The sequence below is a fragment of the Vibrio mytili genome, from assembly GCF_000830505.1.
GTDB lineage: Bacteria > Pseudomonadota > Gammaproteobacteria > Enterobacterales > Vibrionaceae > Vibrio > Vibrio mytili.
In genome coordinates this window covers 24633-42351 of sequence record NZ_JXOK01000081.1, presented here as the reverse complement: position 1 = coordinate 42351, position 17719 = coordinate 24633, and the positions used below count along the sequence as shown (strand labels likewise).

Genomic DNA, 17719 nt, shown 5'->3' with positions numbered 1-17719 from the left:
TTTAGCACAATTAATGCACATCACGCCAATATTCTTTCTTGAGCATAATGACAACAATCGTTAGCAATACAAGGAAGCCCATAACCCACCAACCTAAGGCATGGCGCTCGAGTTGAACCGGGTCTCCAGAGTAAACCAGGAAGTTCACCAGATCACCCACAGCTTTGTCGTATTCACCAGAGCTAAGCTCACCAGTACCATCGGTTTCAGTACCAATAACGACTTTAACCTCTTCGCCATCAACAACATGCGTATCGTAAATTGGAGTTGGAATGCCTTGCAGCTCTTCAAGCACATGTGGCATACCCACACTTGGGAATACGATGTTATTGACACCAAATGGACGCGAAGGGTCTACATAGAAAGAACGTAAGTATGTGTATAGCCAATCCGCACCACGAACGCGAGCAACCAATGTTAAGTCTGGCGGTGGCGCACCGAACCAGTTTGCTGCTTGCTTAGGTGGCATCGCGTTCACCATCAGATCACCGATTTTTGCCTCTGGGTTAAAAATCAGATTTTCTTTCATCAAGTCAGCTGGAATGTCTAAATCTGTCGCGACACGCTCATAACGCTGATATTGCGTCGAGTGACAGGCGAAACAATAGTTCATGAATAGCTTCGCACCATTTTGCAACGAAGCTTTGTCCGTCAGGTCCACATGGGCTTTATCAAGCGGCACGTTGGCACCCGCTGCCATCGCTAGAGATGGCAACATAGCAAATAGAATTACAATCCACTTCTTCATTTGAATGTCACCCTCTCTGGTAATGGTTTGGTTGCTTCATTTTTGCTGTAGAAGAACAGTAATACGAAGAACATGAAGTAACCCAAACTAAAGATCTGTGCTAGTAGTGTGTACGTTGGTGTGGCAGGTAGTGCCCCCAAAATACCCAGAGCAATGAAGCTAATAGTGAATTGGATAATATTCAACAGATGAAGTTTGCTACGGTAACGGTATGAGCGCACTTTACAACGGTCTAACCAAGGGAGAACAAACAGCACTGCAATCGAGGCACCCATTAAGATTACCCCTAATAGCTTGTCCGGAACCGCGCGTAAAATCGCGTAGAACGGAGTGAAGTACCATACAGGAGCAATGTGCGCAGGCGTCTTCAGTGGGTTTGCCGCTTCAAAGTTAGGTGGCTCAAGGAAGTATCCTCCCATTTCTGGATTGAAGAACAGCACGTAACAGAATAAGAACAAGAAACCTGCTACACCCACCAAGTCTTTCACCGTGCCGTAAGGGTGGAACGGGATAGAGTCAATGATGTCGTATTTCTTCGTGTAGTAATCGTGGAACTTGAATTGCGTTTTGTAATTGTCGCCCATAGAGCCTTTTGGCAATTTTGTTTCGATACCGTCCGGGTTATTTGAGCCGACTTCATGCAATGCCAATACGTGAAGAACAATAAGAAGAAGCAATACGATTGGTAGCGCGATAACGTGAAGTGCGAAGAAACGGTTCAACGTTGCACCAGAGATGATGTAGTCACCACGGATCCAAAGCGTTAAGTCGTCACCGATAACAGGAATCGCACCAAACAAAGAAATGATTACCTGTGCACCCCAGTAAGACATTTGCCCCCATGGAAGTAAGTAACCCATGAATGCTTCAGCCATTAACACTAAGAAGATCAACATACCGAAGATCCACAGTAATTCACGAGGTTTCTGATAAGAGCCGTAAATCAAACCACGGAACATGTGCAGGTAAACCACGACGAAAAATGCCGAGGCGCCTGTAGAGTGCATATAGCGTAGTAACCAACCGTACTCAACATCACGCATGATGTATTCGATCGACGCGAATGCACCTTCACCAGAAGGAACGTAGTTCATTGTCAGCCAAATACCCGTTAGGATCTGGTTAACCAGAACCAACATCGCCAGAGAACCGAAAAGGTACCAAAAGTTGAAGTTCTTCGGCATTGGGTATTCAGATAAATGCTTCTTATAAGCATTCATGGCTGGAATACGTTTTTCTACCCAGTCTAACATTGCTTGCATTATGCATCCCCCTCATCAACACCGACAATGAGCTTCGTGTCACTCAGGTACATGTGCTTAGGAACGACAAGGTTCAACGGAGCAGGAACTCCCTGGAACACGCGACCAGCCATATCGAATTTAGAACCGTGGCAAGGACAGAAGAAACCCGATCTCACACCTTGAACTTGCTCCGCGAACGAGTCAGGTAGGTAAGTCGGTGAACATCCTAAGTGCGTACAGAAGCCAACCGCAACGAAAAATTCTTCTTTAATCGAGCGGAACTCATTTTGAGCGTACTCTGGTTGCTGCTCCATCTCCGATTGCGGATCACGAAGTTTATCGTGAATAGTTTTCAGATTGTCCAGCACACTTTGGGTACGACGAACAATCCACACAGGTTTTCCCTGCCACTCAACACGAACCAGTTGACCTGGTTCAATTTTACTTATATCCACTTCAACCGGTGCGCCAGCAGCTTTCGCTTTGGCACTCGGATTCCATGATTTTATAAAAGGAACGGCGACGGCAGCTGCTCCTAACCCACCAACAACTGCCGTTGTAGCGGTTAGAAAACGCCTGCGACCGTTATTTAAAGGCGCGTTGCTCATCCAAACATTCTCCCATTTGCTCCCTTTGGATTGTTATTCTTCCGCATCTAAGAGCATGGCTAACAAGTTATGAATTTAGTTCTATTTATTGGAAGGAAATGATAAAGAAAACCCTACTTTTTGACAAGATAAAGCTACCTTTTTGTAACATTTGTGAGGTAAATCGCTCGTGGCGTCACAAAAGCAGTAGAATTATAAAAAATTGATGTGATTTGTAACAACAAAGCGCAGTATCCCGCGCTGGAAAAAAGCCGCAAATACCTTTTATCCCGGCTATTTTCAGCGAATTATGCCAGCTAGACCTTTGCTAACCTAATAATTGTCAAAACCGATAATTAATCACTTTTGTAGCACAATAAACACACCAAAAAGTTTTCAATAATTAAGATAAATGTTGCTGGGATATTAATACCAATCAGCGTAAATAAGTGAGCAGAAATAGCGTAGGTAAATGGGCGGGAATGAGGTGAACATCTTCGATAAACAGTGATTTACTACGATTGCTATAAGGAAGGAGGAAAGGAGAAAACAAAAAAGACTTTAAATCCTCTTGTCGGTGGAGAAAAAACACTAACGGTTAAAAACAAAAAAGCTCGGCATAGAGCCGAGCTTTTGGTACACAGATTCCCAGAATAATTCTGGAAAGCATAATTTCCGATAAAAGGAAATTAACGCTTAGAGAACTGTGGACGACGACGTGCTTTACGTAGACCAACTTTCTTACGTTCAACGCAACGAGCGTCACGAGTAACGTAACCAGCTGCACGTAGAGCAGGACGTAGAGACTCATCGTATTCCATAAGCGCGCGAGTGATACCGTGACGGATAGCACCAGCTTGACCAGAAATACCGCCGCCTTTTACTGTTACGTAAAGGTCTAGCTTCTCAGTTAGTTCAACAAGTTCTAGAGGTTGCTGTACAACCATACGAGCTGTTGGACGACCGAAGTATTCGTCAAGGTTACGCTTGTTTACTACAATGTTGCCGCTGCCTGGTTTAATAAAAACACGTGCAGCTGAGCTTTTGCGACGGCCAGTGCCGTAGTATTGATTCTCTGCCATTTTCGAAATCCCCAATTAGATGTCTAGTACTTGTGGTTGTTGAGCAACATGGTTGTGCTCAGCGCCTGCGTAAACTTTAAGCTTACGGTACATAGCACGGCCTAGAGGACCACGTGGAAGCATGCCTTTAACTGCAAGCTCAAGAACCATCTCAGGTTTACGATCGATCAACTTTTCAAAAGTGATAGATTTTAGACCACCTGGGAATTCAGAGTGACGGTAGTACACTTTGTTCTTAGCTTTGTTACCAGTTACAGCAACTTTCTCAGCGTTGATAACGATGATGTAATCACCAGCGTCAACGTGAGGAGTGTATTCAGCTTTATGTTTGCCACGTAGGCGAGATGCAATTTCACTTGCTAGACGACCAAGAGTTTTACCTTCAGCGTCTACAACGTACCAGTCGCGTTTTACAGTTTCTGGTTTAGCAACGAAAGTTTTCATGCTAATAATAACCCGTTAATTAAAATTTAAACTTTAAGGAACACCCTTTCGTGTTCCCACACTGTCTAAGAGCCCAGTCATCACCCCTTCGAGTCGTTGGTACTCTCGACCGTCAATCTCGAAATAACTTCGATAATCCGGTCTGCAGTAACGGTGGGTCGCAGGATTATAGAGAAGAGTGAAGAAAAAATCACCTTTTTTTGCGCCAAATCACTAATTTTTTCTTCATTTTTTTCGCGGTGGGGAAATTAAGCTAAATGCTCCCTTGATAGGTACTCATGACTTTGCATTTCAGTCAAACGTGACAGGCACCGCCTAAACTCAAATTCGAGCTGTCCTTGTATATATAAGCTTTCCATTGGCACTTGCGCCGAAATGATCAGTTTGACATGGCGTTCATAAAACTCGTCAACTAATGCAATAAAACGTCTTGCTGCGTCATCAATCCTACCACTCATTTGTTCAACATCCGCAAGCAACACTGTGTGGTAAATACGCGAGATCTCGATATAGTCATTCTGGCTGCGCATGGTTTGGCATAACTGAGCAAAAGTCGCATGCAACACGCCATCACTGGCTTCGATTACATCGATATTTCGATGATTAATCTCTATCTGTTGTGCAGCGTCTTTTCTCTCTCCAACTAGTTGGTGGTAGTAACGATTGAGATTTAGCGTCGCTTGCTCGTCAAGAGGGTAGTGATAGATCTCAGCTTGCTCAAGTGTTCGTAATCGATAGTCCACTCCGCTATCCACATTCAAAACATCACAACGTTCTAAAATCATATCTATAGCAGGCAAAAACCGAGCTCTCTGCAAGCCATTACGATACAAATTTTGTGGCTCGATGTTTGACGTTGCGACGAGCACCATTTGGCGCTTGAACATTTCCTGCAATAAGGTCGCTAGGATCATCGCATCGGTTATATCCGATACAAAAAACTCATCAAAGCAAACTACGTCTGCCTCTTGCTTAAACTTTTCAGCGACTTTGGCTAGTGGGTTCTCTACATCACCTAACTGCTTCAACTCGTCATGAACCCGATACATAAAACGATGAAAATGTACTCTCATTTTTCGCGAGGTTGGTAAGGTGTCAAAAAAGGCATCCATCAAATAGGTTTTGCCACGCCCCACCCCGCCCCAGAAGTACAACCCTTTCGGCGGCTGAGGCAATTCAACCGTTTTACCCATCAATTTTTGCCATTTTGAAAGCGACGGCACAGGCGTTGATTGAAAATCAATAATGGCATGGTAGAGCTTATCCAGTGCAACGACCGCTTTATACTGGGCTTCATCACGCTGAAAGCCATGTTGCGCTATATCTTGTTGGTATCGTTTTAGTGGTGTCATTACATTAACGTCGTATTAGAGTGTAGGGCGAAACGTCTGGCAAGGATATTAAGACAACGTAATCTCGAGAGGGTACCAAAGAATAGAGAGTTAGTTATCAGTCCCTGCAGACATACTGCTATTTTTCTTTATTGGCTGTTAAACCCATAGTAACATGGTGGAACACCACGTGTAACTAAGCAGTAAAAAAGTTGTTAAAACAAAGATGAGGAACAGTTATGCCTTGGATTTATGCCATAGTGGGTTTGCTGGTCGGTACCATAGTAGGCGTAGTCATTAGTAGACTAACCACCCCAGAGTACAAAAAACAAAAAGCTGTGCAAAAAGAGTTAGAGTCGGCTAAATTTTCAATCGAGCAGCAACGTCAGGAATTGGTTGATCATTTTGCCCAAACAGCAGAAATGCTCGATACATTAGGCAAAGATTACACCAAGCTTTACCAACATATGGCGAAGACATCATGTGAGCTTTTGCCCAACTTACCAGAGCAAGATAACCCGTTTGATAAGAAAACCGCGATGTCGACTGAGCAGATCAATGAAGCCCAGCCTGAATATAGTGAGCAACCCAAAGACTATGCAAACGGTGCGACAGGTCTGTTGAGAACACAAGAAAAGGAGATTATAAATGCTCCTGAAGTCGTAACTGCTAAGGCCTCATAACTCCCCTCCTTTCTGAAGGGTCGATAAAAAGTCTTCATTCTTTTCGACCCTTTTTGAACTTTTCTTGAACATTGTTGTTCTAATTTTGTAAGTGGACTGCCCTCCCCTTTGATTATCCAAACTAGCCCTTATATTACTCATTAACCTTAATGTGACTAACGAGTAATAACTAACAGTTCAGTTCGGATATTTCTTTTAGGCAGACATGTTTCAAGAGGAGTTAATGGATGAAAAAACCACTACTTGTACTAACCGCTTTATCTCTGAGTTTAAGTTCTATGCTGGTGCCAATACAGGCTACCGCAGCTTTACCACTGAGTATGGATGGTCAACAGCTACCTAGCCTCGCCCCTATGCTGGATAAAGTGACCCCTGCCGTTGTCAGTATCGCGGTGGAAGGAAAACAAGTACAAACCAGTCGTATTCCCGAACAATTTCAATTTTTCTTTGGCCCTGACTTTCCAATGGAGCAAACCCGCGAGCGTCCATTTAGGGGTTTAGGTTCAGGTGTCATCATTGACGCCAAAAAGGGCCTTATCGTGACAAACTATCACGTAATTAAAGGGGCGGATGATATTCGCGTACGTCTGTATGATGGCCGTGAATACGATGCCGAACTCATCGGTGGTGACGAGATGGCAGACGTCGCACTCATTAAACTTGAGAAGGCGAAAAATCTCACGCAAATTAACATCGCAGATTCAGATAAACTGCGAGTGGGTGACTTTACCGTCGCGATAGGTAATCCATTTGGTTTGGGTCAAACCGTGACATCAGGCATTGTCTCAGCCCTTGGCCGTAGTGGCTTGAATGTTGAGAATTTTGAAAACTTCATTCAGACCGATGCCGCGATCAACAGCGGGAACTCTGGTGGCGCGCTGGTTAACTTAAATGGGGAACTGATTGGTATTAATACCGCGATTCTCGGCCCTAACGGTGGCAACGTCGGTATCGGCTTTGCGATTCCATCAAACATGATGAAAAATCTCACGGATCAAATCCTTGAATTTGGTGAAGTAAAACGCGGCATGCTTGGGGTTCAAGGTGGTGAAGTGACATCTGAACTTGCGGACGCTCTGGGTTACGAGTCAAGCAAAGGTGCCTTTATTGGCCAAGTAGTCCCTGACAGTGCCGCAGACAAAGCTGGCCTAAAAGCAGGCGATATTATTGTATCCGTCAATGGTAAACCGATCAGTACCTTCTCTGAGCTTCGCGCAAAAGTGGCGACGTTAGGTGCAGGCAAGGAAATCACTTTAGGAGTGGTCCGAGACGGCAAAAATAAAACCTTTGATGTGACACTTGGCGAATCGACAAATATGAAAGCCAAAGCGGAATCGTTACACAAGGGACTAAAAGGTGCGGAGTTAAGCAATACAACACCAAGCGATGACATTCAAGGTGTTAAAGTAACCAGCGTGCAAGACAATTCACCTGCGGCTCAGTATCAGCTAAAACAAGGCGATATTATCATTGGTGTTAACCGCCAACGTGTGAAAAACCTCGCAGAACTTCGTGCGATCGTTGATAAGCAAAAAGGCGTACTCGCACTGAATATTCAACGAGATGACCGTACCATCTACTTGGTTATTCGTTAGAAGCATCAATGAAGAAATACACGCTAGGGCGTGATAAGACTCAAAGATAATTTTCTTTGTCGCTTATACCTCATTAAAAGGGCAGCGCGATCACGCACTGCCCTTTTGTTATTTTTCAATGTAATGCTATTCTTCTCCTTTCGATGCCCTTTTGGCGTTTTTGTATGGAGAGGATATGCTTAGCTTTTTATTACGTTCTATCTTTTTAGGCTTAGCAACCGCTGCCATAGTCTTGCTGGCTGTCCCTTCTTTACGTCACAACGTTATCCCTGACGCCCTCGATACACAACCAAGCAATTTTGCTTCTGTTGAAATCTCATTCAATCAAGCGGTAAGAAAAGCAGCGCCTGCTGTGGTGAATATTTACAGTCGAAAGTATGTTGAGAGTGACCGCAGCAAACTGTCTACGCAAGGACTGGGCTCTGGCGTGATTGTCAGTGAAAAGGGCTACATCATTACGAACTATCATGTGGTTGCTCAAGCGGACCAAATCGTCGTTGCATTGCAAGATGGTAGAGCGGCGGCGGCTCAGCTTGTTGGCACGGACAAACGTACCGACATTGCGGTTTTACGCGTGGAAGGCTCAAACTTGCCAGTCATTCCTCTCAATTCAGAATATCAGCCTCAAGTTGGTGATGTGGTACTCGCGATCGGTAACCCCTATAACTTAGGTCAAACCACGACATTTGGTATTATCTCTGCGACCGGGCGTTCTTCTATTAGTGATGGTCGCCAAGCTTTTATTCAAACGGACGCTGCGATCAATGAAGGTAACTCAGGTGGAGCATTGGTCAACAGTCAAGGCGAACTAGTGGGTATCAATACAGCTTCCTTTCAGCAAGCGACCGATTTAGAAACCTACGGGATCTCATTTGCTATCCCGGCACCTCTTGCCAATAAAATCATGCATAAAATCATTGCCGATGGTCGTGTGATCCGCGGTTATATCGGTATTGATGGGCAAGATATCAACGCTGTCACCGCAAGATTACTGGGTAACGAACACATTGGCGGTATTGTCGTTCTTGGCATTGACCCGAATGGCCCGGCGAGTAAAGCTGGCTTCGAAAAGCAGGATATCATTATCAGCATCGACGGTAACAAAGTTCAAGGACGCCAAAGTGTGATGGATATTGTCACTGACTTACGTCCTGGTACAACGGTCGATGTTGGTATCATTCGTCAAGGCAAAGAGATCACCCTCAAGGTCACTATTGCCGAAGATATGCAAGAAGTATAAAAAAACCCAGCCAGTGGCTGGGTTTTTTATTTCTCATCGAGTTATTCGCTGCTCGTTGACTCGTCCGTATTGCTCGACTCACCAAGCTCAACTTCAATGCGCGTTACTCGCTGCAACCCTCTTGGCAGTAAACTGCCTCGACGTCCACGCTCACCACGGAAGTTCTCTAAATCCGCCGGTTTTAAGCCCAATTTGCGCTTACCAGCATAGAGTGTCAAAGATGCCCCTTGCGGCAACGCCATAAGATGAGACAAGACTTCTTCACGTTCTTTCGCTTTTGCGGCTGGAATATTGATGATCTTGTTGCCCTTGCCTTTCGCAAGTTGCGGTAGATCTTTAATTGGGAACAACAGCATGCGGCCTTGATTGGTGATAGCCAAGATTTCATCCGCATCTAAATTATCAACTTCTTTTGGCGTCATCACTTCTGCGTTCGCAGGTAACGTCACCAGTGCTTTACCACTGCGGTTTTTCGACAGCAAGTCTGCCCCTTTACACACGAAGCCATAACCCGCATCAGAACCCACCAGCCATAGCTGATCTTCTTCACTCATAATCACCTGACGAATACTGCTACCTGCAGTAATATTCAGACGTCCCGTGATTGGCTCACCTTGGCTACGAGCCGAAGGTAAGGAATGAGATTCAAGCGAGTAGCTTCGTCCATCACTGCCCAGGAACACGGCAGGTTGATTGCTCTTACCTCGAGCATGCGCGAGGTATTTATCTCCTGACTTGTAATTCAATCCTTCAGCTTCAACGTCATGGCCTTTTGCATGACGAATCCAACCTTTTTCAGATAGAACGACTGTGATTGGCTCACTCGGAATCAAATCACGTTCCGTGAGTGCTTTCGCTTCTGCTCGCTCGACTAATGGAGAACGACGATCATCACCGTACTTGTCTGCATCCGCTTTGATTTCTTTCTTAAGCAACGTATTGAGGCGACGCTCAGAACCCAATAGCTGCTCCAATTTCTCGCGCTCTTTTTCTAGTTCATCTTGCTCACCACGAAGCTTCATTTCTTCAAGTTTGGCTAAGTGACGAAGTTTGGTATCGAGAATCGCATCCGCCTGAATATCGGTAATACCAAAGCGTTGCATCAACACCGTTTTAGGATCGTCTTCCGTACGGATGATCTCAATCACCTCATCTAGGTTTAGGTAAGCAACCAATAAACCTTCCAAGATGTGCAAACGAGCCATCACTTTATCGAGTCGATGTTGCAGTCGACGGCGAACAGTGGTTCGGCGGAACTCGATCCACTCAGAGAGAATCTGCACCAGACCTTTCACTTGAGGGCGGTTATCCAAGCCAATCATATTCAAGTTAACGCGATAACTGCGTTCAAGATCGGTAGACGCGAACAAATGGTTCATCAGCAGATCACAGTCAACTCGGTTTGAACGAGGCACGATAACGATACGCGTTGGGTTTTCGTGATCCGATTCATCACGCAAATCCTCAACCATTGGTAGCTTTTTGGCACGCATTTGGTTAGCGATCTGCTCAAGCAACTTAGAACCCGACACTTGATGTGGTATCGACGTAACAACAACGTCTGAGCCTTCTTTATGCCAAGCTGCACGCATCTTGATGCTGCCACGGCCATTGCGATAGATCTTTTCAATATCCGCCTGAGGTGAAATGATCTCCGCTTCAGTCGGGTAATCTGGACCTTTGACGTATTGCATCACATCCGGCAATTCCGCTTTCGGGTTGTCGATCAAGTGAATGGTCGCATCAGCAATTTCGCGAACATTGTGTGGCGGAATATCGGTCGCCATACCAACCGCAATACCTGTGACACCATTGAGCAAAATATGCGGTAGGCGTGCTGGTAACATTTGCGGCTCTTTCATCGTGCCGTCAAAGTTAGGCTGCCATTCGACTGTCCCTTGACCTAATTCACCAAGTAAAACCTCGGCAAACTTAGACAGTTTGGCTTCGGTATAACGCATTGCTGCAAAAGATTTTGGATCATCAGGCGCACCCCAGTTGCCTTGACCGTCGACCAATGGGTAGCGGTATGAGAACGGTTGCGCCATTAATACCATGGCCTCGTAACACGCAGAGTCTCCGTGAGGGTGGTATTTACCCAACACATCCCCGACCGTACGTGCGGATTTCTTATATTTTGCAGCAGCCGAAAGCCCTAGCTCCGACATCGCATAAATGATGCGGCGTTGAACCGGTTTTAAACCGTCGCCAATGTATGGCAATGCACGATCCATAATGACGTACATTGAGTAGTTAAGATAAGCGTCTTCTGTGAACTTGCGCATTGGCAACTGTTCAACGCCATCGTAGGTAATTTCTGTAGACATTCGTTAAACCTCTGCCAAATCGCCGTTACTTTGCAACCAAGAGCGGCGGTCATCTGCGCGCTTTTTCCCCAGCAGCATATCCATCATTTCCATGGTTGCAACGGAATCATCAATGGTTAATTGGACCAGGCGACGCGTATTCGGATCCATGGTTGTTTCCCGCAGTTGAAGCGGATTCATCTCACCAAGGCCTTTAAATCGCTGCACGTTGATTTTGGCTTTTTTCTTCGAGAGACGCTCTAAAATGCCATCTTTCTCGTCATCATCGAGTGCGTAAAACACTTCTTTACCACAGTCAATGCGGTACAGTGGCGGCATGGCGACATAGATATGACCCGCTTCAACCAATGCTCGGAAGTGGCGCGTGAACAAAGCGCAAAGCAGTGTTGCGATATGCAAACCATCCGAGTCCGCATCGGCAAGGATACAAATTTTGCCATAACGAAGTCCGTCAAGGTTATCGTTGTCCGGATCAATCCCCAAAGCAACCGAGATATCATGCACTTCTTGAGAAGCTAACACTTGATCCGCTGACACTTCCCAAGTATTTAGGATCTTACCTCGTAAAGGCATCACCGCCTGAAATTCACGATCGCGCGCTTGCTTAGCAGAACCGCCCGCCGAGTCTCCCTCGACAAAGAAGATTTCAGTGCGGCTTAAGTCTTGTACCGAGCAATCCGTCAGCTTGCCTGGCAACGCTGGTCCAGATGCCACTTTCTTACGCACTACTTTTTTAGCAGCACGCATACGGCGGTGCGCATTGGCAATACAGACTTCCGCCAGTTGTTCTGCAAGCTGAGGCTTTTCATTTAACCAAAGGCTGAACGCATCTTTTACAACACCAGAAACAAAGGCTGCGGTTTGGCGTGACGAAAGACGTTCTTTTGTCTGCCCTGCAAATTGCGGGTCCTGAATTTTAACTGACAACACATAAGAACAGCGGTCGAAAACGTCATCACCAGTGAGCTTCACACCACGAGGTAACAGATTACGGAATTCACAAAACTCGCGCATAGCATCAAGCAAACCTTGGCGCAATCCATTAACGTGCGTACCACCTTGAGCGGTCGGTATCAGGTTAACGTAGCTCTCGGTGATCATTTCACCGCCTTCAGGTTGCCAAATAACTGCCCAGTTTGCCGCTTCGGTCTCGGCCAAAAACTCGCCAGTAAACGGCGCTTCTGGAATAACAGGATATCCTTTTACACCTTCCGCCAAGTAGTCTTTCAGGCCATCTTCGTAGTACCACTTGTAGTCTTTGCCATTCACTTTATCGGTTAAAGTGATTTCCAATCCAGGGCAAAGTACCGCTTTCGCACGTAAGTTATTGACCAAGCGAGTGACGGAGAAATTACCTGAGTCGAAGTATTTTGTATCTGGCCAAAAATGCACACTTGTACCACGGTTACGGCGACCACAAGTGCCAGTTACCGTCAGATCAGAGACTTTATCTCCGTGTTCAAACGCAATTTCGTACACTTGGCCATCACGACGAACCGTGACTTCTACTCGCTTTGAAAGCGCGTTAACAACCGAAATACCTACCCCGTGTAGACCACCGGAAAATTGATAGTTTTTATTGGAGAATTTACCACCCGCGTGAAGCTTACATAAAATCAGCTCAACGCCCGAGACTTTCTCTTCAGGGTGAATATCGACAGGCATGCCCCGACCATCATCGATCACTTCTAGTGATTGGTCGGCATGCAGGATGACTTGTACTTTTGAGGCATGCCCGGCTAACGCTTCATCGACACTGTTGTCGATAACTTCTTGGCCCAAATGGTTTGGGCGCGCTGTATCCGTATACATCCCTGGTCGGCGACGCACCGGTTCTAAGCCATTCAGTACTTCAATGGCACCAGCATTATATTGTTCAGTCATAATACGGAATTGTTCTCAACGTTTATTTGTTGCCTGAGTGGTACGAATCGGAGTATTCGCCCTCAGAAAACGAAAAAGCTACTCTGCTTGCACCTTTAAGTTTTTATAAAAGTGATGCTCAACAAAGTAGCGAGGGTCTTCTCTTTCCAAGTCACCCCCAAGGTGCTTGGAGATAAGGCCCTAAAAATTTTATGGCAAAACATAGTCGGAAAGCATTCTTCCTATGTCAAGAAACGGTTGGATAAATCAATAAAAACTATGAGCGCATTCCAATCATTCCTATCAGCGATGGGAGTTTGTGATACGAGCTCAGTCCGAAATCACGATGCCCTTCACTCATTACAGTTCTAAAAACTCAATAATCTTTGCAGGATAACGCTCAAACCCTACAAAACTGTGATCGCCACCTTGCTCCACGGTTTGCTTTGCCGCTGCAAACTTGTTGACGGCCTGACGATAGTCTAAAACTTCATCTCCCGTTTGCTGTAAAAGCCAAAAACAGTGAGGCGATGCGATGCTTTGTACATCAAGAGCTTTCAACTCGTCAATATGACACGATTCAAGTGTATAGGTTTCATGCGTATACGGATTCGTTTGCTCGCCCAAATAGTCTACCAATAATTCATAAGGTTTCACTGCGGGGTTTATCACGACAGCTTTAAATCCGAATTTATCATTTAGCCACGTTGACATAAAACCGCCCAACGAGCTACCGACTAAGCCAATCTGGTAATCATCTTTGTAACGCTCAACAATGCCTAATAACAGTTGAGCGCCCTGCTGAGGGAAACACGGCATCTGCGGCACAATCACTTTAATATCTGGACGATGCTGCTCACAGTACGCTCTCATTAAATTGGCCTTGAGTGAAAGTGGCGAACTATTAAAACCATGGATATACAACAATAATGAAGGTTTACTCATAAATATCTCACCTAAAAAAGCAAGCCCGAGGACTGGCTCGGGCTAACTTGAATTGGGTTGGTCTAATAACCGTTGGAAGAGAAATCCGGTTGAAAGAGACCGTCAGGGAGTCGACTGACATTCGTCGTAATATCACCCGTTGCGTGCAGCTCTAACTCTCGCCAACCTGGCGACTTGCAATCTAATGCAAAGTCGTCAGAATTCGGCTTAAATTGCACACAGGTAGACGGGGTTGCCATCACTCTTACTCCATTATGCAAAACGTCCATATTTTGATGAACATGCCCACATAACACTGCTTTGACGTTACTGAAACGTTCTACAACCTGCCAGAATTCGTCAGGATCTTTCAACGTATGTTGATCTAACCAAGCACTACCAACCAACAACGGGTGGTGGTGCAATAAGACCAGTGTATGACGTTGCGGATACTCAGAGAGCTTCGCTTCAAGCAGTGCTAGCTGTTGATCACTTAAACGCCCATGTGGCACACCGACAACCTGAGAATCAAGCAAAATCAACTGCCAATGATCACCCAGTAAAACATGTTCAGACGCTTGAATTTGGGTCGAAGGTAAAACGCTTCCCATATTCGGTTTGTAATCATGATTACCCGGCAGCCAGAAACAGTCCTTTCTCAGTGGCATAATGCCGTCAGCAAAACGCTGATAAGACTGAGCACTATGATCTTGCGAAATATCGCCTGTCGCCAAAATAAAATCAAACTCTACTTTGCGGCGCAAAATGTCATCAACAACAGCGTTAAAGCTGTCGGCGGTTTTTACGCTCAGCAAACTCCCCTCATCTGATGCAAACAAATGAGTATCTGTAATCTGTAAAAGTTTAATGCTGTCACTACTCGATGATTGCAAAATGAAAACCTGACTCTTCCACTCTATTGGTCAACAGACCTTCGTTATTTGTTATCGTTCACTAATGGCGTTACCGTTAATTGAAGGCAAGTGGCGTTCTACTGATGCCACTTCTTAGACAAAACGTCAGCCATTCACCAAGGAACGTATTTAACTGATGCTTTTCATCTTTTTGCATCAATTTGTCATTGGGATAATCATACTTAGCTTGTATACGAGAAAACTCTCCGCTGGAACATACTTCCGCCACTCTCGCGTCATGATAAAGCCTGACAGACATTGTCGGTAATGGGAACACTGGAGTTTCATCACTCTGACATATCTCAACAACTGTGGTGTATTTTGTGATTTCATTCACGGTCAGTTGATAAATCATGCTTGCCGCTTGATAGCAGCGTACATCACCAACCTTGGCGGATGCAGGCAATAGGGCATTCAATTTAGCGTAGTTGGTCTCATAAGTTCTCATTAGACCCGCTAAGTCAACATGATATCGTTGTTTGGCTGCCACCTGTGCCATGACTTACTCTCCACCTTTAGGGGCGCTTCCCCATTGCGTTCTTAACTCTTGATGATTTAGCTGTAACCATTGCAATGCAACGATTGATGCGCCATTTTCGAGTTTTCCTTCTTTCACCCATTGATAAGCTGTTTCACGATCGATGACGTGAACACGAATATCTTCATTCTCATAGTCTAAACCATGAATGCCGTGCGCTTTAGAAGCATCGACTTCTCCGACAAACACATCCAACTTTTCTGAGCACCCGCCTGAAGATGGATAATAAGAGGTAACGGGTATGACTCGGCCAACCTCTATTCCCGCTTCTTCTTCGGCTTCGCGGCGGACAACATCTTCGACAGACTCGTCTCTATCGATCATGCCAGCCACGATTTCAAGCTGCCACGGCTTTTCATGCTCAAGCGCCCCGACACGGATTTGTTCAATGATCACAACCTGATCCGCTTTTGGATCATAAGGCAGCATAGCTGCAGCATGCCCGCGTTCAAACATCTCTCGCTCAACAACATCACTCCAGCCACCAGCAAACAGCCGATGCTTAAAACGGTATTTAACCATCTTAAAAAAACCGTTAAACACAGTCTCCTTTGACAGGATTTCGATATCTTTCGAAGAGAAATCCGCTTGCTGTTTATCGCGCTGTTGCATTCAACACCTCTCTAAGTGAATCTTGTAGTGTACTCATTGTTTATCACTTGCTCAAAGGACTTGGCTCAACTTTTTGTACAATAGTTACAAATTATTTTAAGCATTGCAGTGTTTTTTATTGCACAATTGGATAATTACGTGTAAAAAAATGCAAAGTTTAGAGTAAATATCGTTCAAATTGAGTTAAACTATTGAGAATTAACCAATCTATGGATCGCGGGAATAGAAAATGAAAAAATTGCTTCCACTATTTATCAGTGCAGCGCTAGGTAGCATTAGTGTTTCAGCTTATGCAGACTCGCTAGCAGAAATCTATGACTTAGCAAAACAAAATGACCCACAATTGCTTAGTGTAGCAGCGCAGCGTGATCAAGCTTTTGAAGCAATCACTTCAAGCCGCAGTGCCCTTTTACCGCAAATTAATTTAACTGCTGGCTATAACTTAAATCGTGGAGATACCGATCTAGATTCCGGTCCAAAAACATCCAATGATAAAAATGAGCTCTCCGCTGGTGTCAACTTTTCGCAAGAGCTGTATAACCGAGCTTCTTGGATAGCGCTCGACACTGCTGAAAAATCAGCACGTCAAGCAGACGCGACTTATGCTGCAACGCAGCAAAGTTTGATCCTGCGCGTTTCTCAAGCGTATTTTGAAGTGTTACGAGCTCAAGACAATTTAGTTTTCGTTCGTGCCGAAAAAGCCGCGGTTGGCCGTCAACTAGAACAAACTAAACAGCGTTTTGAAGTTGGCCTTTCTGCGATTACTGATGTTCACGATGCACAAGCACAATACGATGCTGTACTGGCGGACGAAGTATTAGCTCAAAACAATCTGGTCAATAGCTATGAATCGCTACGCGAAATTACTGGTCAAGAACATAAAGATCTCAATATCCTTGATACTGACCGTTTCTCGGCAAGTCCGTCAAACAGCCCGGCTGAAATGTTGATCGAAGAAGCGAAGGAGAAAAACCTAAACTTACTATCATCACGTATTTCTCAAGATATCGCGCGTGACAATATCTCACTGGCAAGCTCTGGTCACTTACCCACGCTATCGCTCGATGGTGGGTATAATTACGGTGATACGTCACACAGTATCCAAGACAACACAACGGATAACTTTAACGTCGGTGTCAACCTTGCAGTACCGCTATATACAGGTGGTAATGTGACCTCTCAGACCAAACAAGCGGAATACGCTTACGTTGCAGCAAGCGAAAACCTTGAAGCACAATACCGTAGTGTGGTGAAAGATGTTCGTGCGCAAAATAACAACATCAATGCATCGATTGGTGCACTGAAAGCGTATGAGCAATCTGTGGTTTCTGCGAAGTCTGCACTAGAAGCAACTGAAGCCGGTTTTGATGTCGGTACGCGTACGATTGTTGACGTACTGGACGCAACTCGTCGCCTATACGACGCAAACAAAAACCTGTCTGATGCTCGTTACAACTACATTATAAGTCGTCTTCAGTTACGCCAAGCGGTTGGTACGCTTAATGAGCAAGATATTTTGGATGTGGACGCAGGTTTGAAGCCGGTTAACTAATACGATTTTCGTTTTAAACGTTCGGGGAGAAATCC

At 45.1% G+C, this 17719-nt stretch carries 16 protein-coding genes; 4 read left to right on the top strand and 12 right to left on the bottom strand.

Features of this window, described 5'->3' with window-relative positions; all coding sequences use genetic code 11:
• Positions 1 to 10 precede the first annotated feature (10 nt).
• The 6 genes from SU60_RS19125 to zapE all read right to left on the bottom strand — a co-directional run bounded on the left by SU60_RS19125 (position 11) and on the right by zapE (position 5457).
• The gene (locus tag SU60_RS19125) at positions 11 to 748 is read right to left on the bottom strand and encodes a cytochrome c1 (RefSeq protein ID WP_041156912.1); all 738 of its coding nucleotides are present in this window, start codon (positions 746 to 748) and stop codon (positions 11 to 13) included.
• Positions 745 to 2010: a cytochrome b gene (locus SU60_RS19120; protein WP_041156911.1), complete on the bottom strand. Its 1266-nt coding sequence runs from the start codon at positions 2008 to 2010 to the stop codon at positions 745 to 747. Before SU60_RS19120 ends, SU60_RS19125 begins: the two co-directional genes overlap by 4 nt.
• On the bottom strand, positions 2010 to 2600 hold the full coding sequence (gene petA / locus SU60_RS19115; protein WP_041156910.1) for a ubiquinol-cytochrome c reductase iron-sulfur subunit: 591 nt from the start codon (positions 2598 to 2600) through the stop codon (positions 2010 to 2012). Before petA ends, SU60_RS19120 begins: the two co-directional genes overlap by 1 nt.
• 668 nt (positions 2601 to 3268) lie before the next feature.
• On the bottom strand, positions 3269 to 3661 hold the full coding sequence (gene rpsI / locus SU60_RS19110; protein ID WP_005372876.1) for a 30S ribosomal protein S9: 393 nt from the start codon (positions 3659 to 3661) through the stop codon (positions 3269 to 3271).
• 15 nt (positions 3662 to 3676) lie between these two features.
• Positions 3677 to 4105 carry a 50S ribosomal protein L13 gene (gene rplM, locus SU60_RS19105; protein ID WP_012842158.1) on the bottom strand — a complete coding sequence of 143 codons (429 nt, stop codon included), beginning with the start codon at positions 4103 to 4105 and terminating at the stop codon, positions 3677 to 3679.
• A gap of 248 nt (positions 4106 to 4353) precedes the next feature.
• Positions 4354 to 5457 (bottom strand): cell division protein ZapE, encoded by a 1104-nt coding sequence (zapE, locus tag SU60_RS19100; RefSeq protein WP_041156909.1) that lies wholly within the window; start codon positions 5455 to 5457, stop codon positions 4354 to 4356.
• Positions 5458 to 5675: 218 nt separating this feature from the next.
• Between zapE and zapG the strand changes: the two genes are divergently transcribed.
• From zapG to degS, 3 genes are all read left to right on the top strand, one after another.
• Positions 5676 to 6119 (top strand): Z-ring associated protein ZapG, encoded by a 444-nt coding sequence (gene zapG / locus SU60_RS19095; protein ID WP_041156908.1) that lies wholly within the window; start codon positions 5676 to 5678, stop codon positions 6117 to 6119.
• Between the two features lie 227 nt (positions 6120 to 6346).
• The gene (locus SU60_RS19090; protein ID WP_041156907.1) at positions 6347 to 7714 is read left to right on the top strand and encodes a Do family serine endopeptidase; all 1368 of its coding nucleotides are present in this window, start codon (positions 6347 to 6349) and stop codon (positions 7712 to 7714) included.
• Positions 7715 to 7889: 175 nt separating this feature from the next.
• A complete protein-coding gene (gene degS, locus SU60_RS19085) occupies positions 7890 to 8954 on the top strand; it encodes an outer membrane-stress sensor serine endopeptidase DegS (RefSeq protein WP_041156906.1) in 1065 nt (354 codons plus the stop codon).
• Positions 8955 to 8995: 41 nt separating this feature from the next.
• Here the strand turns inward: degS and parC are convergent, their stop codons facing one another.
• The 6 genes from parC to nudF form a co-directional block, all read right to left on the bottom strand.
• Complete coding sequence (parC, locus tag SU60_RS19080; RefSeq protein WP_041156905.1) at positions 8996 to 11281, bottom strand: DNA topoisomerase IV subunit A; 2286 nt, start codon at positions 11279 to 11281, stop codon at positions 8996 to 8998.
• A gap of 3 nt (positions 11282 to 11284) precedes the next feature.
• Positions 11285 to 13165 carry a DNA topoisomerase IV subunit B gene (gene parE / locus SU60_RS19075; RefSeq protein ID WP_041156904.1) on the bottom strand — a complete coding sequence of 627 codons (1881 nt, stop codon included), beginning with the start codon at positions 13163 to 13165 and terminating at the stop codon, positions 11285 to 11287.
• 339 nt (positions 13166 to 13504) lie between these two features.
• A complete protein-coding gene (gene yqiA, locus SU60_RS19070; protein WP_041156903.1) occupies positions 13505 to 14089 on the bottom strand; it encodes an esterase YqiA in 585 nt (194 codons plus the stop codon).
• Positions 14090 to 14151: 62 nt separating this feature from the next.
• Positions 14152 to 14961 carry a 3',5'-cyclic-AMP phosphodiesterase gene (gene cpdA / locus SU60_RS19065; RefSeq protein ID WP_128814726.1) on the bottom strand — a complete coding sequence of 270 codons (810 nt, stop codon included), beginning with the start codon at positions 14959 to 14961 and terminating at the stop codon, positions 14152 to 14154.
• 76 nt (positions 14962 to 15037) lie between these two features.
• On the bottom strand, positions 15038 to 15481 hold the full coding sequence (locus SU60_RS19060) for a DUF1249 family protein (RefSeq protein WP_041156901.1): 444 nt from the start codon (positions 15479 to 15481) through the stop codon (positions 15038 to 15040).
• Between the two features lie 3 nt (positions 15482 to 15484).
• Positions 15485 to 16132, bottom strand: coding sequence for an ADP-ribose diphosphatase (gene nudF / locus SU60_RS19055; protein ID WP_041156900.1), 648 nt, complete (start codon positions 16130 to 16132; stop codon positions 15485 to 15487).
• A gap of 229 nt (positions 16133 to 16361) precedes the next feature.
• On the opposite strand from nudF, the gene tolC reads away from it, so the two are divergent.
• Entirely contained in the window at positions 16362 to 17684 is a 1323-nt protein-coding gene (gene tolC, locus SU60_RS19050) for an outer membrane channel protein TolC (RefSeq protein ID WP_041156899.1), read from the top strand.
• Positions 17685 to 17719: the final 35 nt, after the last annotated feature.